The sequence below is a fragment of the Massilia endophytica genome (assembly GCF_021165955.1).
Lineage (GTDB): Bacteria > Pseudomonadota > Gammaproteobacteria > Burkholderiales > Burkholderiaceae_D > Rugamonas > Rugamonas endophytica.
In genome coordinates, this window is the sequence record NZ_CP088952.1 from 123,207 (window position 1) to 146,802 (window position 23,596).

Annotated in this window: 21 protein-coding genes and 1 pseudogene; 10 read left to right on the forward strand and 12 right to left on the reverse strand. The window is 65.4% G+C overall.

What is annotated here, in order from left to right; translation table 11 throughout:
- Positions 1-40: 40 nt before the first annotated feature.
- The 3 genes and pseudogenes from gatB to gatC all read right to left on the reverse strand — a co-directional run.
- A pseudogene (gene gatB, locus LSQ66_RS00600) lies at positions 41-1,504 on the reverse strand (Asp-tRNA(Asn)/Glu-tRNA(Gln) amidotransferase subunit GatB); the annotation flags it as partial.
- Between the two features lie 16 nt (positions 1,505-1,520).
- Positions 1,521-3,005 (reverse strand): Asp-tRNA(Asn)/Glu-tRNA(Gln) amidotransferase subunit GatA, encoded by a 1,485-nt coding sequence (gatA, locus tag LSQ66_RS00605; RefSeq protein WP_231767888.1) that lies wholly within the window; start codon positions 3,003-3,005, stop codon positions 1,521-1,523.
- Positions 3,006-3,054: 49 nt separating this feature from the next.
- The gene (gene gatC, locus LSQ66_RS00610; protein WP_231767889.1) at positions 3,055-3,354 is read right to left on the reverse strand and encodes an Asp-tRNA(Asn)/Glu-tRNA(Gln) amidotransferase subunit GatC; all 300 of its coding nucleotides are present in this window, start codon (positions 3,352-3,354) and stop codon (positions 3,055-3,057) included.
- A 272-nt stretch (positions 3,355-3,626) separates the two neighbouring features.
- Here gatC and LSQ66_RS00615 point away from each other — a divergent pair, with 272 nt between their 5' ends.
- Genes LSQ66_RS00615 through LSQ66_RS00640 form a run of 6 tightly spaced genes read left to right on the forward strand, consistent with a single transcriptional unit; the run spans position 3,627 to position 10,662 of the window.
- Positions 3,627-4,670, forward strand: coding sequence for a rod shape-determining protein (locus tag LSQ66_RS00615; RefSeq protein WP_050409489.1), 1,044 nt, complete (start codon positions 3,627-3,629; stop codon positions 4,668-4,670).
- Positions 4,671-4,714: 44 nt separating this feature from the next.
- A complete protein-coding gene (gene mreC, locus LSQ66_RS00620) occupies positions 4,715-5,812 on the forward strand; it encodes a rod shape-determining protein MreC (protein WP_231767890.1) in 1,098 nt (365 codons plus the stop codon).
- Between the two features lie 11 nt (positions 5,813-5,823).
- Positions 5,824-6,336: a rod shape-determining protein MreD gene (mreD, locus tag LSQ66_RS00625; protein WP_231767891.1), complete on the forward strand. Its 513-nt coding sequence runs from the start codon at positions 5,824-5,826 to the stop codon at positions 6,334-6,336.
- A gap of 13 nt (positions 6,337-6,349) precedes the next feature.
- A complete protein-coding gene (mrdA, locus tag LSQ66_RS00630; protein WP_231767892.1) occupies positions 6,350-8,485 on the forward strand; it encodes a penicillin-binding protein 2 in 2,136 nt (711 codons plus the stop codon).
- Between the two features lie 6 nt (positions 8,486-8,491).
- The gene (rodA, locus tag LSQ66_RS00635) at positions 8,492-9,607 is read left to right on the forward strand and encodes a rod shape-determining protein RodA (RefSeq protein ID WP_231767893.1); all 1,116 of its coding nucleotides are present in this window, start codon (positions 8,492-8,494) and stop codon (positions 9,605-9,607) included.
- A complete protein-coding gene (locus LSQ66_RS00640; RefSeq protein WP_231767894.1) occupies positions 9,604-10,662 on the forward strand; it encodes a septal ring lytic transglycosylase RlpA family protein in 1,059 nt (352 codons plus the stop codon). The genes rodA and LSQ66_RS00640 overlap by 4 nt, the downstream gene beginning before the upstream one ends.
- Before the next feature lie 122 nt (positions 10,663-10,784).
- Here LSQ66_RS00640 and LSQ66_RS00645 read toward each other — a convergent pair whose 3' ends face one another.
- From LSQ66_RS00645 to argS, 9 genes are all read right to left on the reverse strand, one after another.
- Positions 10,785-11,267: a hypothetical protein gene (locus LSQ66_RS00645; RefSeq protein WP_231767895.1), complete on the reverse strand. Its 483-nt coding sequence runs from the start codon at positions 11,265-11,267 to the stop codon at positions 10,785-10,787.
- Positions 11,267-12,001: an MFS transporter gene (locus LSQ66_RS00650; protein WP_231767896.1), complete on the reverse strand. Its 735-nt coding sequence runs from the start codon at positions 11,999-12,001 to the stop codon at positions 11,267-11,269. Before LSQ66_RS00650 ends, LSQ66_RS00645 begins: the two co-directional genes overlap by 1 nt.
- Positions 12,002-12,255: 254 nt before the next feature.
- Positions 12,256-12,936, reverse strand: a complete 681-nt coding sequence (locus LSQ66_RS00655) for an SPOR domain-containing protein (RefSeq protein WP_231767897.1) — start codon at positions 12,934-12,936, stop codon at positions 12,256-12,258.
- A gap of 14 nt (positions 12,937-12,950) precedes the next feature.
- Positions 12,951-13,697 (reverse strand): type III pantothenate kinase, encoded by a 747-nt coding sequence (locus LSQ66_RS00660; protein ID WP_231767898.1) that lies wholly within the window; start codon positions 13,695-13,697, stop codon positions 12,951-12,953.
- A complete protein-coding gene (locus LSQ66_RS00665; protein WP_231767899.1) occupies positions 13,694-14,494 on the reverse strand; it encodes a biotin--[acetyl-CoA-carboxylase] ligase in 801 nt (266 codons plus the stop codon). Before LSQ66_RS00665 ends, LSQ66_RS00660 begins: the two co-directional genes overlap by 4 nt.
- Positions 14,481-15,272, reverse strand: a complete 792-nt coding sequence (locus tag LSQ66_RS00670; RefSeq protein WP_231767900.1) for an SDR family oxidoreductase — start codon at positions 15,270-15,272, stop codon at positions 14,481-14,483. Before LSQ66_RS00670 ends, LSQ66_RS00665 begins: the two co-directional genes overlap by 14 nt.
- Positions 15,272-15,943, reverse strand: coding sequence for a thiol:disulfide interchange protein DsbA/DsbL (locus LSQ66_RS00675; protein ID WP_231767901.1), 672 nt, complete (start codon positions 15,941-15,943; stop codon positions 15,272-15,274). The genes LSQ66_RS00670 and LSQ66_RS00675 overlap by 1 nt, the downstream gene beginning before the upstream one ends.
- A gap of 13 nt (positions 15,944-15,956) precedes the next feature.
- Positions 15,957-16,613, reverse strand: coding sequence for an SPOR domain-containing protein (locus LSQ66_RS00680; RefSeq protein ID WP_231767902.1), 657 nt, complete (start codon positions 16,611-16,613; stop codon positions 15,957-15,959).
- Positions 16,614-16,626: 13 nt separating this feature from the next.
- Positions 16,627-18,336: an arginine--tRNA ligase gene (argS, locus tag LSQ66_RS00685; RefSeq protein ID WP_231767903.1), complete on the reverse strand. Its 1,710-nt coding sequence runs from the start codon at positions 18,334-18,336 to the stop codon at positions 16,627-16,629.
- 125 nt (positions 18,337-18,461) lie between these two features.
- Between argS and rsmB the strand changes: the two genes are divergently transcribed.
- From rsmB to LSQ66_RS00705, 4 genes are all read left to right on the forward strand, one after another.
- Positions 18,462-19,871, forward strand: coding sequence for a 16S rRNA (cytosine(967)-C(5))-methyltransferase RsmB (rsmB, locus tag LSQ66_RS00690; protein ID WP_231767904.1), 1,410 nt, complete (start codon positions 18,462-18,464; stop codon positions 19,869-19,871).
- Between the two features lie 48 nt (positions 19,872-19,919).
- The gene (locus tag LSQ66_RS00695) at positions 19,920-20,489 is read left to right on the forward strand and encodes a DUF4390 domain-containing protein (RefSeq protein WP_231767905.1); all 570 of its coding nucleotides are present in this window, start codon (positions 19,920-19,922) and stop codon (positions 20,487-20,489) included.
- Positions 20,490-22,784: a sensor histidine kinase gene (locus LSQ66_RS00700; protein ID WP_231767906.1), complete on the forward strand. Its 2,295-nt coding sequence runs from the start codon at positions 20,490-20,492 to the stop codon at positions 22,782-22,784.
- A 73-nt stretch (positions 22,785-22,857) separates the two neighbouring features.
- A complete protein-coding gene (locus LSQ66_RS00705; protein ID WP_231767907.1) occupies positions 22,858-23,586 on the forward strand; it encodes a response regulator in 729 nt (242 codons plus the stop codon).
- The last annotated feature ends 10 nt before the right edge of the window (positions 23,587-23,596 follow it).

Sequence of the window (23,596 nt, forward strand, 5' to 3'; positions counted from 1 at the left end):
TTCTCCGCGAAAAAAAAGGACGCCGAAGCGTCCTTCATCATCAAGCCGCCAGTTTCTTCTTCAGCAGCTCGGTCAGCTGGGCCGGGTTGGCCTTGCCCTTCGAAGCCTTCATTGCCTGGCCGATCAGCGCGTTGATCGCCGCTTCCTTGCCCGCGCGGTACTGCTCCACAGACTTCTCGTTGGCCGCGATCACTTCGTTGACGATGGCTTCCAGCGCGCCGGTATCGGAAATCTGCTTCAGGCCCTTCTGCTCGATGATGGCATCGACCAGGTTCTCGTCGTCCGCATTCGCTTCCCACATGGCGCCGAAGACTTCCTTGGCGATCTTGTTGGAGATGGTGCCGTCGGCGATGCGCTTCAGCATGCCCGCCAGCTGCGCAGGCTTCACCGGCGCGTCGGCGATGTCCACGTCGTTGCGGTTCAGGGTGGAGGACACGTCGCCCATCAGCCAGTTGGCGGCGGCCTTCGCGTTCTCCTGGCCCGCCTTGGCCACCACGGCTTCGAAGTACTGGGCCATGGCCTTGGAGGAGGTGAGAACCAGCGCGTCGTACTCGGGCAGCTTGTACTGCTCGATGAAGCGGGCGCGCATCACGGCGGGCAGCTCGGGCATGTCGGCCTTCACGCGCTCGATCCACTCCTGCGAAATGGCCAGCGGCGGCAGGTCGGGGTCGGGGAAGTAGCGGTAATCCTGCGCGTCTTCCTTGCTGCGCATGGAGCGGGTTTCCTTCTTGTCCGGATCGTAGAGGCGGGTGGCCTGCACCACCTTGCCGCCGTCTTCGATCAGTTCGATCTGGCGGCGCACTTCGATGTTCACGGCTTCCTCGATGAAGCGGAAGGAGTTCAGGTTCTTGATCTCGCAGCGGGTGCCGAACTCCGCCTGGCCCTTCGGGCGCACGGACACGTTCACGTCGCAGCGGAAGGAGCCTTCCTGCATATTGCCGTCGCAGATGCCAAGCCATACCACCAGGCCGTGCAGGGCCTTGGCGTAGGCCACGGCTTCCTGCGCGCTGCGGATCTCCGGCTCGGACACGATCTCCAGCAGCGGCGTGCCCGCGCGGTTCAGGTCGATGCCGGACATGCCGTGGTAGTCCTCGTGCAGCGACTTGCCCGCATCCTCTTCCAGGTGGGCGCGGGTCAGGTTCACGGTCTTGGTGACGAACTTGCCGTCCTTCTCGTAGCCGAAGGTGAGCGAGCCGCCCTGCACGACCGGGTCCTCGAACTGGCTGATCTGGTAGCCCTTCGGCAGGTCGGGGTAGAAGTAGTTCTTGCGCGCGAACACCGACTGCGGCGCGATCTTCGCGCCCACGGCCAGGCCGAAGCGGATGGCGCGGTCGACGGCCTGCTTGTTCATCACCGGCAGCACGCCGGGCAGGGCCAGGTCCACCGGGCTGGCCTGGGTGTTCGGCTCGGCGCCGAATTTGGTCGGCGAACCGCTGAAGATTTTGGAGTCGGTCGTGAGCTGAACGTGGTTCTCAAGACCGATAACGACTTCCCATTCCATAGTTTTTCCTTTGTTCTTCTCAGATGCCCTGCGGCGCGCGCTGGTGCCAGTCGGTGGCTTGCTGGTACTGGTGGGCGATGTTCAGCAGCTTCGCTTCGTTGAAGTAGTTGCCGATGATCTGCAGGCCCACGGGGCGCTTGCCGTTCTTCTCGCCTTCGCCGAAGCCGACGGGAATCGACATGCCCGGCAGGCCCGCCAGGCTGGTGGAGAGGGTGAAGATGTCGGCCAGGTAGTTCGCCACCGGGTCGTCCGCCTTCGAGCCCAGGTCCCAGGCCACGGTGGGGGCCACGGGGCCCATGATCACGTCGCACACGGCATTCGGGCCGCTCAGCACGGCCGCGAAATCGTCGGCGATCTTGCGGCGGATGCGCTGGGCCTTCAGGTAGTAGGCGTCGTAGTAGCCGTGGCACAGCACATAGGTGCCCACCATGATGCGGCGCTGCACTTCGGGACCGAAGCCTTCGGCGCGGGTCTTGCGGTACATGTCGCCCAGGTCCTTGTACTCGCTGGCGCGGTGGCCGAAGCGCACGCCGTCGAAGCGGGACAGGTTGGACGAGGCTTCCGCCGGCGCGATCATGTAGTAGGCCGGAATCGAGAGCGCGGTGTTGGGCAGGGAGATGTCCACCAGCGTGGCGCCCAGCTTCACGAACTGCTCCAGCGCGGCGCGCACGGCCTTCTCCACGTCCGCCGCCAGGCCTTCGCCGAAGTATTCCTTCGGCACTCCGATGCGCAGGCCGGTGAGCGGCTTGTTCAGGTCGCGCGTGAAGTCCTCCGCCACATTGCCCTGTTCGGGCGTGAGGCTGGTGGCATCGCGCTCGTCGAAGCCGGTCATGGCATTCAGCAGCATGGCGCAGTCTTCGGCCGTCTGGGCCATGGGGCCTGCCTGGTCCAGGGAGGAGGCGAAGGCGATCATGCCGAAGCGCGAGGCGCGGCCGTAAGTGGGCTTGATGCCGGTGATGCCGCAGAAGGAGGCCGGCTGGCGGATGGAGCCGCCCGTGTCGGTGCCGGTGACGCCGGGCGCCAGGCGCGCGGCCACGGCCGCGGCCGAGCCGCCTGAGGAGCCGCCGGGAATCGCCGCCTTGTCCCAGGGGTTCTTCACGGGGCCGAAGGCCGAGTTCTCGTTGGAAGAGCCCATGGCGAATTCGTCGCAATTGAGCTTGCCCAGCGTGACCATGCCCGCGTCCTGCATCCTGCTCACGACGGTGGCGTCGAAGGGGCTCACGTAATTGGCCAGCATTTTGGAACCGGCGGTCGAACGCCAGCCCCTGGTGACGAAGATATCCTTGTGCGCGATGGGCACGCCGGTCAGCGGCGTGGCGCTGCCGTTGGCGAGGCGCTGGTCCGCTTCGGCGGCCTGCGCCAGCGTGAGGGCGCGGTCCACGTGCAGGAAGGCGTTCAGGTCGCTCTTCTCGATGCGGTCGAGGAAGAGGGTGGCCAGCTCGGTGGCGCTGACCTGCTTCGATTGCAGCAGCGCGGACAGCTCTTTGATGGTCTTGGTGTGCATAAGCTTCAGATTCGGTTCGGTTGGCGAAAGATCAAGGGGAGGCGGGCGCTCACTCGATCACTTTCGGCACCAGGTACAGGCCGTCCTCGGTTTTCGGCGCCACCTTCTGGTAGTCCTCGCGGCGGTTCGGTTCCGTCGGCAGGTCTTCGCGCAGGCGCAGGGCAACCTGCATGTGGGCGGCCAGGGGATGGCTCAGCGGCGCGACGCCTTCGGTATCGACGGCCTGCATCTGCTCGGCCAGGGCGAAGATGCCGTTCAGCTTCTCCAGCATGGCGGCGGAATGGGCCTCGTCCATCTCCAGCTGGGCCAGTTGGGCGATGCGTTTTACGTCGGATAAGGTAAGGGACATGGCTTGGGGGCGCGGGCTGGCCGCGCGCTATGGTTATTGTAATGACAAATGATTTGCAAATTCGGCTATCTGGCGCTTAAAAACCTGCCAATGCCCCGCAAAATAGTGGTTGCGCGCTTGCACATTTGGGGTGATATTCGGCAAATAGCCCGCAAATTATAAGGTAGAATGGCGGGTTGATGCGTTGCTGGCGCCGAAGGCCCGCGCCACCGCTTCTGTACAGGATACTTTAACCACGCGCCCGTGCGCGGGCATAGCGCTACAGGATACTCATGTTCGGTTTTCTACGCAGGTACATCTCGTCCGATCTCGCCATCGACCTTGGCACGGCAAACACCCTCATTTACGTTCGCGGCTCCGGCATCGTCCTCGATGAACCCTCGGTCGTGGCGATCCGCCAGGAAGGCGGCCCGAATGGCAAGAAAACCATCCAGGCCGTCGGCAAGGAAGCCAAGCAGATGCTGGGCAAGGTGCCAGGCAATATCGAAGCCATCCGCCCCATGAAGGATGGCGTGATCGCCGACTTCACGGTCACCGAGCAGATGCTCAAGCAGTTCATCCGCATGGTGCACGACTCCAAGTTCTTCCGTCCTTCCCCGCGCATCATCATCTGCGTGCCCTGCGGCTCGACCCAGGTGGAACGCCGCGCGATCCGCGAATCCGCGCTGGGCGCGGGCGCTTCCCAGGTCTACCTGATCGAAGAGCCGATGGCGGCGGCCATCGGCGCCGGCCTGCCGGTATCGGACGCCACCGGCTCCATGGTGGTGGACATCGGCGGCGGCACCACGGAGGTGGGCATCATCTCCCTGGGCGGCATGGTGTACAAGGGCTCCGTGCGCGTGGGCGGCGACAAGTTCGATGAAGCCATCGTCAACTACATCCGCCGCAACTACGGCATGCTGATCGGCGAGCAGACCGCCGAGGCGATCAAGAAGGCCATCGGCTCCGCCTTCCCCGGCTCCGAAGTCAAGGAAATGGAAGTGAAGGGCCGCAACCTGTCCGAGGGCATTCCGCGCTCCTTCACCATCTCGTCCAACGAGATCCTCGAAGCGCTGACCGACCCGCTGAACAACATCGTTTCCGCCGTCAAGAACGCGCTGGAACAGACCCCGCCGGAACTGGGCGCGGACATCGCCGAAAAAGGCATGATGCTGACGGGCGGCGGCGCGCTGCTGCGCGACCTGGACCGCCTGCTGATGGAGGAGACCGGCCTGCCGGTGCTGGTGGCGGAAGATCCGCTCACCTGCGTGGTGCGCGGCTCCGGGATGGCGCTGGAGCGCATGGATCAACTGGGGTCCATCTTCTCCTACGAATAAGCAGCTAGAAAGGGCGGCGCGGGCCGCCCTTCTTCATTGGGTTTATGGAATACAGTCCTCCGCCACTCTTCAAGCAAGGCGCGTCCGCCCGCGCCAAGATGATCGTCTTTGCACTGATCTCGGTGGCACTGCTGCTGCTGGACTCGCGCGTGGGCGCGCTTGCCGTGGCGCGCCAGGTGGTGGGCACGGTGCTCTATCCGGTGCAGATGGTGGCCCTGCTGCCGCGCGATGCGCTGGTGGGCATGAGCGAGTACTTTTCCTCGCTCTCCTCGCTGGAGAAGCAGGTGCAGGAACTCAAACGCCAGCAGATTGCCGTGGCGCAGACCGTGCAGCAGGCGGCCCAGCACCAGGCCGAGAACAACCAGCTGCGCAAGCTGCTCGATGCGCGCGAGCGCGTGCCGGGCAAGACCATGCTGGCCGAAATCCTCTACGACGCGCGTGACGTCTTCACCCGCAAGATCATTCTCGACCGGGGCACCCAGCAGGGCGTGACGCTCGGCCTGCCCGTGATCGACAACCAGGGCGTGGTGGGGCAGGTGACCCGCGTCTTCCCCTTCACTTCCGAAGTGACCCTGCTGACCGACAAGGAGCAGGCCATTCCCGTGCAGGTGCTGCGCAACGGCCTGCGCAGCATTGCCTACGGCCGCGGCCAGGCGGGCACGCTGGACCTGCGCTTCATGGCGCCGAATGCGGATGTGCAGGTGGGCGACATCCTCATCACCTCCGGCATCGACGGCGTCTACCCGGCCGGGCTGGCGGTGGCGCGCGTGATCCAGGTGGAGAGCAACGCCAACGGCGCCTTCGGCCGGGTTGTCTGCCAGCCGCTGGCGGGCATCGAGCGCAATACCCAGCTGCTGATCCTCATGTCCCTGCCGGAGATGCCGCCACGGCCGCCGGAAGAGGAGGCCGTGAAGCCGGTGAAGAAGAAAAAGGATGCGGCGGCCACGGGCGCCACGCCGGCCGGCCAAGGCGCCGCCACCCCGGCCGCAACGCCTGCTGGCGCGGCCACCGCGCAGCCGCCGGCCAACACGACGCCCGGCCTGCGTCCGGCACAGCAGCCGCAGGCTGCCGCTCCCGCCGCAGCGGGCCCGGGCCTGCGCCCGGCCGCCCCGGCTACCACTCCTGCGACACCGGCGCGCTAAAGGACATCTCCATGAACCGTCCACAATACATCCTGCTCCCTGTCAGCCCGCTGTTCATCGCCTGCAGCCTGGCGGGGGCATTCCTGCTGAATCTCCTGCCCTGGGGACGCTTCATCGGCGCGCCGGACTTCGTGGCGCTGGTGCTGGTGTTCTGGGGCGTGCACCAGCCGCGCAAGGTGGGCATCGGCACCGCCTTCTTCCTCGGCCTGCTGATGGACGTGCACGACGCCACGCTGTTCGGCGAGAACGCGCTGGCCTACACGCTGCTGTCCTACTTTGCCATCATGCTGCACCGGCGCGTGAAGTGGTTCCCCATCATGACCCAGGCCCTGCACGTGCTGCCCCTGCTGCTCCTGGCGCAGGCCGTGCAGCTGACCGTGCGCTTCATCGTGTCCGGCAAGTTCCCCGGCTGGTTCTACTTCATCGAAAGCGGCGTGGCGGCCCTGCTGTGGCCCGTGGTGACCCTGATCCTGCTGGCGCCGCAGCGCCGCGCCGTCGACAAAGACCACACGCGTCCGATCTGAGCGAAGCAAGGCAATGACTGAACTGAAGAACAACGAACGGGAACTGCATCTGTTCCGCCTGCGCCTGACCGTGCTCGGCGCGCTGGTGTTCATCTGCTTCGCCCTGCTGCTGGCGCGCTTTGTGTGGCTGCAGATCGTCAAGCACAGCGACTATGCCGCCCAGGCCGAGGACAACCGCATCGCCGTGGTGCCGGTGCAGCCCAACCGGGGCCTGATCCTGGACCGCAACGGCGTGGTCCTGGCCCGCAACTATTCCGCTTACACGCTGGAGATCACGCCGAGCAAGCTGCGCGTGCCGCTGGAGGAGGCCATCGACCAGTTGGCAACCCTGGTCGAAGTCACGCCCAAGGACCGCCGCCGTTTCAAGAAGCTGCTGGAAGAATCCAAGAACTTCGCCAGCGTTCCGCTGCGCACCCGCCTGAGCGACGAGGAAGTGGCGCGCTTCACGGCCAACCGCTTCCGCTTCCCCGGCGTGGAGGTGCAGGCGCGCCTGTTCCGCCAGTATCCGCTGGGCGAAACGGCCTCGCACGTGATCGGCTATATCGGCCGCATCAACCAGAGCGAAGCGAAGACCCTGGAAGCGAGCGAAGATGCAGCCAACTACAACGGCACCGACTACATCGGCAAGGAGGGCCTGGAGAAGAGCTACGAGCGCCAGCTGCACGGCATCACGGGCTACGAGGAGGTGGAAGTGTCGGCAGGCGGGCGCGCCATCCGCACCCTGTCGCGCACTCCCGCCACGCCGGGCAGCAACCTCATTCTCTCCATCGACATCGAGCTGCAGAAGATCGCCGAGGAAGCCTTCGGCGAATGGCGCGGCGCGCTGGTGGCCATCGAACCCGAGACCGGCGATGTGCTGGCCTACGTCTCCCGCCCCGGCTACGACCCCAACCTCTTTGTGGACGGCATCGACTCCCAGAGCTGGAACGAACTCAATACCTCGCTCGACAAGCCCATGGTGAACCGCCCGCTGTCCGGCACCTACGCACCGGGGTCCACCTTCAAGCCCTTCATGGCGCTGGCCGCGCTGGAACTGGGCAAGCGCACGCCGAGCCAGGCCATCGCCGATCCGGGCTATATGTACCTGGGCAGCCACAAGTTCCGCGACGACGTGGTGGGCGGCCACGGCATGGTGGACATGCGCAAATCCATCGTCGTGTCCTGCAATACCTACTACTACCAGCTGGGCCGCGACATGGGGATCGATTCGATCCACGACTTCATGAAGCCTTTCGGCTTCGGCCAGAAGACAGGCATCGACCTGGAAAACGAGAAGACCGGCGTGCTGCCTTCCCAGGAATGGAAGCGCAACCGCTACAAGAAGAATCCGCAGGCGGGCAAATGGGTGGGCGGCGACACCATCTCCGTCAGCAACGGCTCCGGCTACAACAGCTATACGCCCTTGCAGATTGCGCACGCCATGGCCAACCTGGCCAACAACGGCATTGTGATGAAGCCCCACCTGGTGAAGATCATCGAGGACGGCGGAACGCGCGCGCGCAAGCTCACGGTGCCGAAGGAGAGCTACCGCATCCCGCTGAAGCAGGAGAACATCGACTTCATCAAGAACGCCATGGTGGGCGTAACGAGCGAACCGGGAGGCACGGCCTTCCGCGCCTTCCAGAACACCGGCTACACCGTGGGCGGCAAGACGGGTACGGCGCAGGTGGTCGGCATCAAGGCCAACGAAAAATACAATGCCTCGACGCTGGCCGAACGCCTGCGCGACAATTCGCTGTTCTCGGCCTTCGCTCCAGCGGACAAGCCGCGCATCGTATTGGCGATGGTGGTGGAGAACGCCGGTTTCGGCGCCGCTGTGGCGGCCCCGATCGCCCGCAAGGTTCTCGACTACTGGATTCTCGGCAAACGCCCGACGGAAAAGGAAACCACCAAGGTGCCGAAGGAAGACGCGGACATGCTCGTGCCGCTCGAAGAGCTGAGCCCCGAAGACGTTGCCGCCGTGGAACGCGAGCGCGCCGCCGCCGAGCACGCGCAGGAGGACAGCCATGACGAATCCCCGGGCCTGATGCCTACGCTCCCGGCGCGGCAGAAGCCTGTCGCCAAGCCTGCGCCTGCGCCGCACCTGGCGCCGCCCTCCGCGCCGCCGCCGCCAACCAATGCCGTGCCGGCGGCAGCACAGAAGAGGTAGACGCCAATGCGTATCAATGAAAGGCGTTCCCTGTGGCGCCGCATGCGGCCCTACCTGACCGTGTTCGACGGCCCGCTGCTGACCATCCTCATCGTCCTGCTGAGCACCAGCCTGGTCACCCTGTACTCCGCCAGTATCGGCATTCCGGGCAAGATCGAAGACCAGCTGCGCAATATCTTCATGTGCTTCTTCGTGATGTGGCTGGTGGCCAATATCAAGCCGCAGAACATGATGCGCATTGCTGTTCCCGCCTATGTGATCACACTGGGCCTGCTGGTGGCGGTGGCGCTGGTGGGCACCATCAAGCTGGGAGCGCGCCGCTGGCTGCACATCGGCGTGATCGACATACAGCCCTCCGAATTCGCCAAGCTCGCCGTGCCGCTGATGCTGGCCTGGTTCTTCCAGCAGCGCCAGGGGCACCTGCGCTGGCATTCGTACGCGATCGGCGCCATGCTGCTGCTCCTGCCCGTAGGCCTGATCGCGCGCCAGCCCGACCTCGGCACTGCGCTGCTGGTGGTGGCCGCGGGCTTCTGCGTGATCTTCCTGGCGGGCCTGCCATGGAAGGCGCTTCTGGCCCTCGTGGCCGCGGGCGCGGCCAGCATGCCGGTGGCCTGGTCGATGATGCACGACTACCAGCGCGAACGCGTCATGACCCTGATCGACCCCACCTCCGACCCGCTGGGCAAGGGCTTCCACATCATCCAGTCCACCATTGCCGTCGGCTCCGGCGGCATCACCGGGAAAGGCTGGACGCACGGCACCCAGGCCCACCTCGAATTCATCCCCGAACGCACGACGGACTTCATCTTCGCGGTGTACTCCGAGGAGTTCGGCCTGATCGGCAACCTGTTCCTGATGCTGCTCTACCTGCTGCTGATCGGACGGGGGCTCATGATCTCCGCGAACGCGCCGAACTTCTTCACCCGCCTGCTGGCGGGGGCGACGACCATGATTTTCTTCACCTATGCCTTCGTCAATATGGGCATGGTGAGCGGCATCCTGCCGGTGGTGGGGGTGCCGCTGCCCTTCATGAGCTATGGAGGCACTGCCCTGCTCACACTGGGCCTGGCCTCCGGCATCCTGATGAGCGTGCAGCGCAACCGCAAGCTGGTGCAAACGTGAGGGGCGCGCTCCTCAACCGCATCGCGGCGGCGGGCCTGCTGGGCGCCATGCTGGCGCTCGCAGGCTGCGGCAGCGCTCCCGTCGTCAGCAAGGGACCGGCGCCCCTGCCCAAGGCCGCGCCTACGCGCGTTCAGGAACCCGGCGTGCCTGTGCTTCCGCCCGCGAATTCGGGCCGGGGCGCGTACTATCAGGACGATGGCCCCGGCGACAATCCGCCGCCCAACCTGGCGCAGGTGCCGGACGCCGAGGTGCGCAACGATCCGCTGCTGCCGCGCTCCAACCGGCCCTATGTCGTCTTCGGCAAGACCTACACCCCGATCCCGAACGACCAGCCCTTCACCCAGCGCGGCCTCGGCACCTGGTACGGCAAGAAGTTCCACGGCCAGCGCACCTCGTCCGGCGAAATCTACGACATGTACAAGATGACGGCGGCGCATCCCACGCTGCCGATTCCGTCTTACGCGCGCGTGACGAATCTGGCGAACGGCAAGTCGGTGGTGGTGCGCATCAATGACCGCGGGCCTTTCCACTCCACGCGCGTGATCGATGTTTCCTACACGGCGGCGCTGAAACTGGGCCTGCTCGCCAACGGCAGCAGCCAGCTCGAAGTCACGCGCATCATGCCTGCCGAGATCGAGCAGATCCTCGCCGCCCGCAAGCGTGGCGAAAGCCCGGAGATTGCGGCTGTGGAGAAGCCGAAGGGCGGACTCGCATCGTCCAACGGCAGCGCCCCGGCGGAGCCGCCCAAGGCGCCGACGGCGAGCGCGGCACCGCCCGAAATCGAATCGATGATGCTGGGCGCAGCGGCAGGCGCCACACCGGCGGCGGAAGCGGGCTACTACCTTCAGCTTGGCGCTTTCTCGCGTGCGGACAACGCGGAAGCCATGCGCGTGCGCTTGGTGGAAGCGGGCAGTGCCGATGTCTTCGAAGTGGTGAAAAACGGCGCGGTCTTCCGTCTTTACGGTGGCCCCTACGCCAGCCGCCAGGACGCGGCCCAGGCCGCGCTTCGTTTGCCTGCCAGTCTGAAGCTCAAGCCGATCATCATCCAACGCTAAAAAAAATCGTCTTGCACGAAAGACGATTTAACGAACCTCCCCAAGCGCTGCCTCGCGCGATCCTAGGCGGAGTCGGAGCCGCGTGAAGTTTGTGGTATCTGGTGAGGGTTTGCAGCCGATGGTTAAAGATCGAGCTTTTGTTGCGCAGAGGCGGGGTTCTCTGGCAAGTCATCCGTTGACAATGCCCTCAGTCCAAGCAGCTCAGCAAATTTTCTCAGGCCGGCATCCTCCGAGTAGATCGTAGTCGCGCCGTTGCACTTCGCAATTGCCACGATCTGATGATCGAACTTAATCTTCTGCCACGGAGCTTCCGGTTGCGAGGCTTTCTTGTCACGTGAGCGAACAGCGTCGGCAACGCTAATGGAACATTCCAACGCCGCTTTCTCATCAAACGGCGCAATGATAAACGCGGATTTGCCTTTGAAATTGACCACCACATTGGGATCTGCCCTGACATAAAATTCTGCCAACGCAGGAGTCGGAATCAGGATTTTGGTCTTCGTCTTTTGCAATGTGGCTATCAAATAATCCAACTTCTCTCGCTGGCTATCTGGGGTTCTCGCATCAAGAAGCTTGATGAGTATCCCCGCATCGAAAAGCACCATCAATCAGATCCTCGTATGTGAAGATGTTCTTTGATGGGATCATCCAATTCGGTCCATCCATTGCCTTTTGTATTGCGAGCAGCATTGACTATGTCAGCTATCGGCTTCTCGTCCAACGATTCCCACCCGGTGATCTTAAATTTTTCTAAGGTCCAAAGACCATCTTCGCCGCGTAGCCAATCTCCCTGTCCAGAGACCCTGATAGGGCTAGAAAGATACTCTTTGATAAGCTCACGAGCCATTTCGCTATTTGCCTCGCACTTATGAATGCTTCCATCTGAGTCCTTGAGCCAGACAGGCACAGTGTTGTCCTTACCGCCGATTCGTATAACCACGCCGTCAAGAACACCTACCTCTTTCACTCGATAGGTCTTTTGAACAGGAGTGTCCCTGCCAGGAAACGCCAGGATCACAGCACCCTGCGGGTGTTTGATTTGACCGACGGCCTTGTCAGACCTCAACATGCCGTTGAGGTTTTGATACGCTCTTTTCAGATCATCAGGCGCAGCATCGTCATGGACCAGACGCAAACGTGACTCCACCGCTTCCGTCGCGACCTCATCGACAACAGCTTCCAACACCGCACTTCCCGAGCGAAGCATTTTGAAATGTACAGAGGGTTCGCTGCCGTACAGCGCAGCCAGCTCGCTCATATACTCGGCGAGCCGGGACATCGGAATGGTCTCCGGCTTGAAGATGTCTATGCTGAATTCGAGTGCGTTAGGTGTTTCCATGGCGTCACCATACTACAGGTAGAAAGTTCGGGAAATCTTGAGTTGCAAATTGCGGAACAATTCTTCACGCCTGTTGTCAAATTGCAATTCTATGAAACTGTACGTATACACAGTATCTACGGTGAGCGCGAAATGTCAATCCTTGAGCCTTGCCCTTAGCGAGTTGCTGACGTTGTTCAGCAGGCGACAGTTAGCCGACGCGGAGCTTAGTGGCCGTTGACAAACTCCTAACCTCGCGTCTCAGAGGCGGACGCTTACTTGGCGCAGCTGCGGATTTCCTGCTCGGGGAATCCCGCGGCGATTTTTTCGAGGGCGCTGCGAGTCTCGGTGCTCACGTCGCGGAACTGGTAGGCCAGCAGCTTGCTGCCGCCGAAGCGCGGCGCGATGCGGGCGCTGTGCACGCCCTGCTTGTTGAGCGCGGCGAGCTGGGTCTGGGCCGCCGCCTCGGTCTTGAACACGCCGAGCGAAATGCCCCAGCGCAGGGGCGGCTCGGGCATGACGAAGAAGTTGCTGATGCCTAGCGCGCGCAGTTCGGCGGCCTTCTTGTCCGCCCCTTCCTTGCTGCCCTGCGGCGGAATATGCACCATGTAGCTGGAAGCCTCCTGGCCTGGCACGTTGCGCCGCGACTGGCGGTCGCCCATCTCCAGCGCGGCGACGCGCGTTTCGAAGCGCCGGGCATCGGCCAGCTGGAAGCTGCCGATCTCAAGGCAGGCAGTGGGCCTGTCTTCGGCCGGCGCGGACGCTTGGGGAGCTGCTGCGGCGGCAGCGGCGTTGGCCTTGGCCGCTGAAATCGGCGTCAGCTTGCCGGCATTGAGCTGGTTCTTCAGGCGCGCAGGTTCGCGCTCGGCCTCGCTGAAATGGCCGAGATAGCCCTGTCCGTAGGCGAACAGTGCAACATTGGCGGCGAGCAGCGTCCAGAAGATCGGTTTCAGCACAGTCCTTCCCATTCTCAGCCCGCGCGCGCAGCGGCGTGCAGGCCGATCAGCACAATATTGTCGATGTGGCGCAGCGGCAGCGCCAGGGCCTGCGCGACATATGGCGCGGCGCCGCCCGATATCAGCAGCTCCGCCGCCTCGTGCCGCGCGAAAGCGCGCTCGATGGCGCCTGCCTGCGCGGCCAGGATGCCGCTCAGGATCGCGTCATCCGTATTGTCGGCAAAGCCTGCGGGAAGCTTACCGTCTTGCGCGATCTGCGGCAACTGCGCGGTATTGCGCGCCAGGGAGCTCGCCATCAGCCCCAGTCCGGGCAGGATCATCCCGCCCAGGAAGACGCCATCCGCAGTCACGGCGTCGATGGTGGTGGCCGTGCCGCAGTTGGCCACGATGATGTTCTTGCCCGGCGCCAGAGCATGCGCGCCGATGGCGGCGGCGAAGCGGTCGCAGCCCAGCTGGCCGGGATTGCGGTAGCCGTTGCTGATGCCCGCGCGGCGCGGCGAGGAGGCGAACCATTCGACCACGGCCAGCGGCACGCTGGCCCGCAACTGTGCCAGTATGGCCTCGCGTGCCGGCTCGCCCGCCACGTTGGCGGCGATCACGCGCAGCGGGCTTTCCATGCCGGACCACGCCGTAGCCAGCGTGGCTGCCTCCGCGTGCGGCACTGCGCCCTGCGCGCGCCAGTCGCCAAGTGCGGCCGCATCGTCGGCCAGCGCCCATTTGATGCGGGTATTGCCCGCGTCGATCAGCAGCAGGGCGCTCATGACGCAAGCCTCAGCGACACGTCGCCCGACAGCACAGGCATGCGGCCGGAGGGAGTATCGAGCAGCAGGCGGCCCTGGTCGTCCACACCTGCCGCAAGTCCCTGCAGCAGCACCTGCCCGTTGTCGAGGATATTGACGGCCTCACCGCGCCAGGCCTGTAGCGCGTTCCAGCGTTCGGCGAAGGCGGCAAAGCCCGTATGGTCGAACTCCTCCAGCACGGCCGCGAGGCGGCTCAGCAGGGCGGCGACGAGGGTGTTGCGGTCCATCTGCGCCAGCCAGGGGGCGGAGGACACGGTGCGGCCAATGGCCGCTTCCAGCTCGTCCGGCATCAGCAGGTTCATGCCGCAGCCGATCACGGCCCACAGGCTGCCGTCCGGCGTCGCCTGGGTTTCGACGAGAATGCCTGCCAGCTTGGCGCCGTCCTTCATCACGTCGTTCGGCCATTTCAGCTGCACCGGCACGCCCAGCCCGGCCAGCGTTTCGGCAATCGCCACGCCCACTGCCAGCGGCAGGCCTGCCATGCGGTGCAGGGGCCCCTGGAAGCGCCAGGCCAGGGAAAAAGTCAGGGACTTGCCGGGCTCCGACAGCCAGCTGCGTCCCGCGCGGCCGCGGCCTGCGGTCTGGCGTTCGGCAATGCGCAGCACTGGGCTGGAGAGCTGCGGCAACCGCGCCAGCAGGTCGGCATTGGTGGAGCCGGTTTCTTCCACCACCTCCACCGCAACGTGGGATGCGCTGGCGGCGCACTGCGCGCGGATGGCTGCGGCGGCGAGCATGTTCGGAGACTCAGGATGGTTCATGGCTGTTCTTGCGCGCCTTGTGCGGCGCCCTGGCGAAGGCCAGGTCGTAAAGTGCATTGGGCAGCATGCGCAGCAGCTTGGCCACAATGCCCATCTGCCAGGGAATGACGCGGTAGCTGTCGCCGCGCGCGATGGCGCTGGCCGCCGCTTCGGCGAAGCGCTCGGGCTTCATGAGGAAGGGCATGGGGTAGGCGTTCCGCTGCGTCATGGGCGTATCGATATAGCCGGGCGCAATGGTGACGACCTTGATGCCGTAAGGCCGCATTTCGAGCCGCAGCGATTCGCAGTAGCTGATCACAGCCGCCTTCGATGCGCTGTAGGCCGAGGCGCCGGGCAGCCCGCGTATGCCCGCCACGCTGGCAATCCCGACCAGCCGCGCCGGGGAGCGCTGGTTGCGCAGGGTGGGAATGAAAGGCGCAAAAGTGGCCACGGTGGCCGTGACATTGGTGGCGAGGATGGCTTCGAACACCGCCAGGTCCTCCGGCTGGTCCGTCAGCGTGCCATGCGAGATGCCCGCGTTGGCGATCACGATGTCCACACCCCCTGCATGGGCGATAAAGCTGCCTGCCGCGGCCTGCAGGGCCGAGTGGTCGCGCACGTCGGCCGGGTAGGCGCGGTGGCGTTCGGGATTTGGGAGAGTGGCAATCAGCGCGTCGAGCGCTTCGCCGCGCCGGGCCAGGAGGCCGAGCGTGGCGCCTTGTGCCGCGTAGTGCCTGGCGAGGGCGGCGCCGATGCCGCTGGAGGCGCCGGTGATAAAGACGCGCACCGCCCCATGCATTATTTCTTTTCCGCCTTGGCCTTGGCCACCAGGTAGTCCAGCACTTCAATGGCTGCCTGCTGCTGTTCCGGCTCGGTGTTCGCGTTGCCAGCGGCTGCGCCAGCCTGGTGCGGCGAGGTCTGGTAGCGGCCATCCACAATCACCACCGGCCAGTATTCCACCTTGTAGAGGTCCATCATGGCGTTTGCGCGGCGCAGCTTGCCCGTCACGCCGAAGGAACGGTAGGTGTCGATGAACTTCTGCTTGTCGATGCCGTTCTTTGCAGCCCATTCGAATACCGCTTCGTCGCGGTTCAGGCGGTTGCGCTCGACGTGGTAGGCGTCGAAGACCTTGGACTGAAGCTTCTCCGCCAGGCCCATGGCTTCCAGCGTGAAGAAGAGCTTCTGCTGCGGCACGGTGTCTTCGCGGAAGGGCACGTGCACGCGCTTGAACACGATATTGTCACCCTGCTTCTTCACCCAGGCAGACAGCGCCGGCTCGAAGGAGTAGCAGTGCGGGCACCAGTAGGCGAAGAACTCGATCACCTCGATTTTCTTGCCGCTGTCGGTCGGCTGCGGCGAGGGCAGCACGACGTATTCCGCGCCTTCCTTCGGGGTGGCGGGAGATGCCGACACGCCGATGGCAAAGCTGAGCAGGGCCAGGGCAGACAGGAATTTCTTCAGGAATTGCATGCGTCACTCCACCTTATCGCTGGTTGCGGACCACGGCCACGTCGATGCCGTTCTCGGAAAGCTTGCTGCGCACCTTGTTCATGTCTTCCACCTGGGTGAAAGGACCCACGCGTACGCGGTGCAGGACGCCGGTGTCGGTATTGCGGTCGGAAACCGATGCTTCGAAGCCGAGCAGCGCCAGCTTGGCGCGCGCGCTTTCGGCGTCGGAGACTTCGCGGAAGGCGCCAGCCTGCAGGTAGTACACCCACTTGTCCTCGCCCGGCGCGGCAGGCGCGGGCGCTGCCGCCTGCGCTGGCGGCGCGGCGCTGTTGACGGGCGGCGGAGGGGCGGGGCGCGCGCCAGCGGAAGGCTGGGCCTGGATCTTGTCCACCACGGCCTGCAGCGCGTCCGCAGCCGGAGCCTCCTTGGCGGGCTCCTTCTCGAAGTCGCGGTTGGCGTTGCGCACCGCTTCCTTGTTGCCGTACATCGGCTTGTTCGGGTCGGCGATCTGGCCCGAAGCCTGGTCCGCAGGCTTGGCCTTGCCCGCCTTGTCGGTGAAGGGGCTCTGGCCCTTGGTGATCATCAGCGCGACCACCACGGCAATCGCCAGGCCGATGACCAGGCCGATGATGATGCCCACCAGCGTATTGCCCTGCTGGCGCGAGAGGGTGAAGCGGGAAGGGAAAGTCATGGCGTCCTTGCGATTACATTTGGTTCGGCGCCGAAACGCCGATCAGGTCCAGGCCGTTGCGCAGCACCTGGCGCACCGCCACCACCAGCGCGAGGCGGGCCAGCTTGAGCGCTTCGTCGTCCACCAGCACGCGCTCGGCGAAGTAGAAGCTGTGCAGTGCTGCCGCCAGGTCGCGCAGGTAGAAGGCCACCTGGTGCGGGCCGAGTTCGGCCTGGGCGCGCGCCAGCATTTCGGGATACTGGGCCAGGGTGGCCAGCAGCGTGGCTTCGGTGGGCGCGGTCAGCGGCGAGAGGTCCACGCCGGACAGGGTGGATGCGTCGCCGCCCCACTGTTCCAGCATGCGGCAGATACGCGCATGGGCGTACTGCACGTAGTACACCGGATTCTCGTCCGAAGTCTTGAGCGCTACGTCCACGTCGAACACGAATTCGGTGTCGGCCTTGCGCGAGATGAGGAAGAAGCGCACCGCGTCGCGGCCCTTGCCGATGTCGCCGCCGCCGGACCATTCGATCAGGTCGCGCACGGTCACGTAGGAACCGGCGCGCTTGGAGATCTTCACCTCGGCGCCGTCCTTCATCACGGTCACCATCTTGTGCAGCACGTAGTCGGGATAGCCCTGGGGGATATCCATGCCCACGGCCTGCAGGCCTGCGCGCACGCGGGCGATGGTGCCGTGGTGGTCCGAGCCCTGCACGTTGATGGCCTGGGTGAAGCCGCGCTGGAACTTCACGATGTGGTAGGCCACGTCCGGCACGAAGTAGGTGTATGTGCCGTCGGACTTGCGCATCACGCGGTCCTTGTCGTCGCCGTAGTCGGTGGTGCGCAGCCAGAGCGCGCCGCCATCCTCGAAGGTGTGGCCGTTCGCGATCAGCGCCTTCACGGCCGCATCCACCTTGCCGTCCTTGTACAGTGACGATTCGAGGTAGTAGTTGTCGAACTTGACGCCGAAGGCCTGCAGGTCGATGTCCTGCTCGTTGCGCAGGTAGGTCACGGCGAAGGCGCGGATCGATTCGAGGTCGTCCACATTGCCGCTGCCGGTGACGGGCGCGCCGTCGCTGGCGGACACGGTCTTCTTCGCCAGGAAATCGGCGGCGATGTCGGCGATGTAGTCGCCGTTGTAGGCCGATTCAGGCCATTCCGCATCGCCCGGCTTGAAGCCGCGCGCGCGCGCCTGCACCGACACGGCCAGGGTGTGGATCTGCACGCCCGCGTCGTTGTAGTAGAACTCGCGGGTGACCTTGTAGCCCTGCGCCTCGAACAGGGAGGACAGCGCGTCGCCCAGTGCCGCCTGGCGGCCATGGCCCACGTGCAGCGGGCCGGTGGGGTTGGCGGACACGAATTCGATGATCACGTTCTTGCCGGTGCCTGCATCGCTGCGGCCGAAGGCTTCGCCCTGCGCCAGCACGGTGTTCACCACGGACTGCTTGGCGGCGTCGCTCACGCGCAGGTTGATGAAGCCGGGGCCTGCGATCTCGGCACTGGCCACCAGGTTCTTGCCGTCCGGGTTCTCCAGCAGGGCGGCGACGATTTTCTGCGCCAGCTCGCGCGGGTTCATTTTCAGCTGCTTGGCCAGCTGCATGGCGATATTGCAGGCCACGTCGCCATGGGCGGCGTCGCGCGGGCGCTCCAGCACCACATTGGCGCTGATGTCGCTGCCTTGCAGGATGGGGGCGAGGGCGGCCTGGAACAGGGCGGTGATCTGTTGCTTTTGTTGGGCGAGCATGTGCTAAAAAAATAACGGCTGAAAGAGGGCACATTATACTGGTTTGCACCGTCCGGCAATATCGGGGCAGGCATGGGCGGCACTGATACAATCCCGCCTTCCCAAGAACGCACCACGGAACACCCATGAGCAAGCGCCCGACGCTGTCCCTCAAGCCCAAGGCGGCGCCTGCCGCCGGCCCCAAGCTGCGCGCCAGCCATCACCGCGACCTGAAACCGGCGGTCCAGACCCGCTTCAAGACCGGCCTGAAGCCCGACTCCCTGGCCTTTGCCCTGCTGGGAGCGGCCACGGCCGCCCTGCACGTGGAGGGCGGCATTGCCCTGCCGCAGGCGCTGGCCGCCGTGTTCGCGGACACGGAAGCCACGCCCCAGGCGCGCGGCGCCATCCAGGACGTCGCCTACCGCGCCATGCGCCAGCTGGGGCGCAGCCAGGCCCTGGTGGCCCTGATGGCGCCCAAGGCCCCGGAACCGCTCGTGGGCGCGCTGCTGGCCTGCGCCCTGCCGCTCATGGGCTCCGCCGACGACGGCCCGCCCCCTTACGAGGCCTTTACCGTGGTGGACCAGGCCGTGACGGCCGCCGCCGCCCACCCGGACACCATCCGCGCCAAGGGCATGGTGAACGCCCTGCTGCGCCGCTTCCTGCGCGAGCGGGAGGAGCTGCTGAAGACGGCCCTGCTGCAGCCCGCCGCGCGCTGGAACTATCCGCAGTGGTGGATCGACAGCATGAAGACGGCCTATCCGGCCCAGTGGCAGGACATCCTCGCCACCGGCAACAGCGCCCCGCCCCTGACCCTGCGCGTCAACACCCGCAAGGGCACGGTGGAGGACTACCTGAAGCTGCTGGAAGGCGCGGGCATGGCCGCCGCCCGCATCGGCCCCAGCGCCGTGCGCCTGGCCAAACCGGTGGGCGTGCACCTGATTCCGGGCTTCGCCGAAGGCCTCGCCTCGGTGCAGGACGCGGGCGCCCAGCTCGCCGCCCCGCTGCTGGATGTAAGAGATGGTATGCGTGTCCTGGACGCCTGCGCCGCTCCCGGCGGCAAGACCGGCCACGTGCTGGAGCTGGCAAATGTTGACATGACGGCAATGGATGCCGATGAAAAGCGCCTGCAGCGGGTGGGCGAGAACCTGGACCGGCTGGGCCTGAGGGCCGCCCTGCATGCGGGCCAGGCCCAGGAAAACGGCTGGTGGGACGGCCGGCCCTTCGACCGCATCCTGGCCGACGTGCCCTGCACGGCCTCCGGCATCGTGCGCCGCCACCCGGATATCCGCTGGCTGCGCCGCAAGGGTGACGCGCTCCAACTTGCAACACTTTCAGGCAAAATTCTCGACAATCTTTGGCACATGCTGAAGCCAAATGGTAAATTGCTGTTCGTGACATGTTCGTTGTGGCCGCAAGAATCCGAGGCGCAGGCGGCCGCTTTCGCGGTGCGCAATCGCGCCACGCGACTCGATGCGCCCGGCCAGTTGCTGCCCGCAGGCGGTAACGAACAGGATCACGATGGCTTGTACTACGCGCTGTTCCAGAAACCCGCGTGATCGTTTTGCCTGTTTATTACCGACGCACCAAAAAAGAGCAGCCCGCACGTGACTTTCAGATTTCTTCGACTCCTGGCCTGGCAGCTGTTGCTGACGCTGGCCTGCGCACTGCCGCAGGCCGCGCGCGCTTCCGAAGAAACCGTGGAGATCACGCGCGCCTATATCGAGGCCGCTGAAGAGGGCTACCGCCTTTCGGCCGCCTACACCTTCGACCTGAGCCATGCCCTGGAAGACGCCCTCCAGTCCGGCATTTCGCTCGACTTCACCACCGAAATCAGCTTCACCCGCCGCCGCTGGTACTGGTTCCCCGAAAAAGCCTGGGCGGCCAAGCGCACCCACCGCATCTGGTACGACGTGCTCACCCGCCAGTACCATGTGAAGGTGCTGGGCACGGTGCAGCAGCCCTTCGGCACCCTGGAGGACGCCCTGTTCTTCATCCGCCGCCCCACGCGCTGGGTGGTGGCGCCGCGCGGCGCCCTGAAGGTCGGCGAGACCTATGACGTCACCCTCAGCATGGGCCTGGACAACCTGCCCAAGCCCTTCCAGGTCAATGCCCTGAACAACCGGCAGTGGACCCTGTCCTCGCAGCGGAAAACTTTCCAGTACAAGGCGGAGTAAGTGACCCAGGCACTGCGGTATCTGTTTGTTGTGGCGGGCGCCGTCTGCTGCATCCTGCTGTTCCTGCTGGCCTCCGCCTCCGACAATACCGGCTTCTTCGACCGCTACTATTCCTGGCTGCTCGGCCTGAACGCCGCCGTCGCCGTGGCCCTGCTGCTGCTGGTGGGCGTTTCCCTGTTCCGCCTCTACGTGCGCTACAAGAGCGGCAAGTTCGGCTCGCGCCTGATGACGCGCCTGGTCATGCTCTTCGCCGCCATCGGCGTGCTGCCCGGCCTCGTCATCTTCCTGGTCTCGGTGCAGTTCGTGTCCCACTCCATCGAATCCTGGTTCAATGTGCGCGTGGAAGAGGCGCTGGAAGCGGGCCTGGACCTGGGCCGCTCGGCCCTGCAGGCCTCCGTCGACGAACTGCAGATCGAAGCGCGCGGCGCAGTGAAGGAGCTGGCCGAGGCGCCTTTCTATGCCGCGCCCACCATCCTGTCCCGTTTCGTGAAGGACCACACGGGCGTGCAGAGCGCCATCATCGTCGATGCGGAAGGCGGCCTGGTGGCCAGCTCCGTGGGCGAGCGGCGCATCAACCTGAGCGCGGACCTGCCCACGCCCGCCATGCTGGCCAAGGTCGGCAGCGACAACGTCTATGCCGCGCCGGAAGGCGGCAGCGAGCTGCGCGACGACCGCGTGGGCGCGCCCGCGCCCCTGCCGCCGGACCCGAACAATGTGCTGCGCCTGCGCGTGCTCATGCCCGTGCCGGACCCGGTGCAGCCGAGCGGCGCGCGCCTCGCGCCGCGCTACCTGCAGGTGATCCAGGCGGCGCCCGCGCAGCTCGCCACGGACGGCGAAATGCTGCGCACGGCCTACAGCGAATACAAGGAGCGCTACGTGGCCCGCGTGGGCCTGCGCCAGATGTATATCGAGACCCTGACACTGACCCTGCTGCTGGCCGTGTTCGGGGCCATCGCCGCCGCCTTCCTCATCGCGAACGACCTGGCCCAGCCCCTGCTGCTGCTGGCCGAGGGCACGCGCGCCGTGGCCGAGGGCGACCTCTCCCCGCGCCCCATCGTGGCCAGCTCGGACGAGCTGGGAACGCTGACGCAGTCCTTCAACACCATGACGCGCCAGCTCTCCGAGGCGCGCAGCGCCGTGGAGCGCAACCGCATCGCGCTGCAGAACGCCAAGGCCCACCTGGAGTCGGTGCTGGCGAATATGTCGGCAGGGGTGATGGTGCTCGATAACGAATTCCGCCTCGTCACCTGCAACGATTCGGCCGAGCGCATCCTGCAGAAGCCGGGCGCCGCCATGCAGGGCAAGCCGCTGGTGGATATCGAGGGCATGCAGGAGTTCGCGGCGGCCGTGACCAATGCCTTCTCGGCCCAGAGCGCGCAGTCCGCGGCGGGCCGCAATGCCCAGCGCCTGCACTGGCAGCGCCAGGTCGATATCCCGCGCCCCGCGGGCAGCGCCGAGGAACACGACCTGACCCTGCTGATGCGCGGCTCGCGCCTGCCGCAGGAAGGGGCGGGCGGCTACGTGGTGGTGTTCGACGATATCACCGACGTGATCTCGGCCCAGCGCTCCATCGCCTGGGGCGAAGTGGCGCGCCGCCTGGCGCACGAGATCAAGAATCCGCTCACGCCGATCCAGCTCTCCGCCGAGCGCCTGCAGATGAAGCTCGAAAGCAAGCTGGCCCCGCCCGACGTGGAGCTGCTGAACAAGAGCGCGGGCACCATCGTGAACCAGGTGGCGGCCATGAAGCGCATGGTGGACGACTTCCGCGACTACGCGCGCACCCCGCCCGCCATGCTGGAGCCGCTCGACCTCAATGGCCTGATCGAAGAGATCCTGCACCTCTACATGAGCGGCGACGGCAAGGACATCATCCACGCCAGCCTGGCGCCCTACCTGCCCATGATCATGGGTGACGCGACCCAGCTGCGCCAGGTCATCCACAACCTGCTGCAGAACGCGCAGGATGCGCTGGCCGACCAGCCCGAGAGCGGCCGCGTGCCGCGCATCGACGTGGTGACCGAGGCCATCCACTACCAGAGCGCCGGCGGCGGCACGCGCATTGCGGTGCGCCTCGCGATCACGGACAATGGCCCCGGCTTCGCGCCCAAGATCCTGGCGCGCGCCTTTGAACCCTATGTGACATCGAAAGCCCGGGGTACCGGCCTGGGCCTGGCAATGGTAAAGAAGATCGTGGATGAACACGGCGGCCGCATCGATCTGCAGAACCATGCGGATGGATCTGGCGCTTCGGTGCTGATTTTGCTGTTAAAGTTGGCACCGGTGCAGTTGGCATAAAATTTCAACAACTAATAAAATCACGCCAACGCCGCATACAATGCGGTGGTGAACGTTTGAAGGGCAGGGATAGATGGCAAACATTCTCGTAGTTGATGATGAAATGGGTATCCGGGAATTGCTCTCGGAAATTCTGGGCGACGAGGGCCACGCGGTCACGCTGGCGGAGAACGCTCAGCAGGCGCGCCAGGCCCGTGCGGCCGGGGCGCCCGATCTGGTCCTGCTCGACATCTGGATGCCGGACACGGATGGCGTCACCCTGCTCAAGGAATGGCAGCGCGACGGCCTGCTGACGATGCCGGTCATCATGATGTCCGGCCACGCCACCATCGATACCGCGGTGGAGGCGACGCGCATCGGCGCCCTGAACTTCCTGGAAAAGCCGATTGCAATGCAGAAGCTGCTCAAGGCCGTGCAGGCCGGGCTCACCCGCGCCCAGGAAACGGTGCGTGCGCCCGTGATGGCGCAGCGTCCCGTGGCCGCCGTGCCGGCGGCCGAGGAGAGCGCGCCGGCCGGCGCGGGCTTCAACGCGGCCGCGCCCATGCAGGCGCAGCACGGCATGGCCGTGGGCCGCGCGGGCAATGGCGAAGGCCAGCTCTTCAACCTGTCCTTCGACCTGCCCCTGCGCGAGGCGCGCGACGCCTTCGAGCGCATGTACTTCGAGCACCACCTGGGCCGCGAAGGCGGCAGCATGACGCGCGTGGCCGAGAAGACCGGCCTGGAACGCACCCACCTGTACCGCAAGCTCAAGCAGCTGGGCGTGGAGCCGGGCAAGCTGGCCAAGAAGAACCAGAACGTCTGAGCCGCGGCGC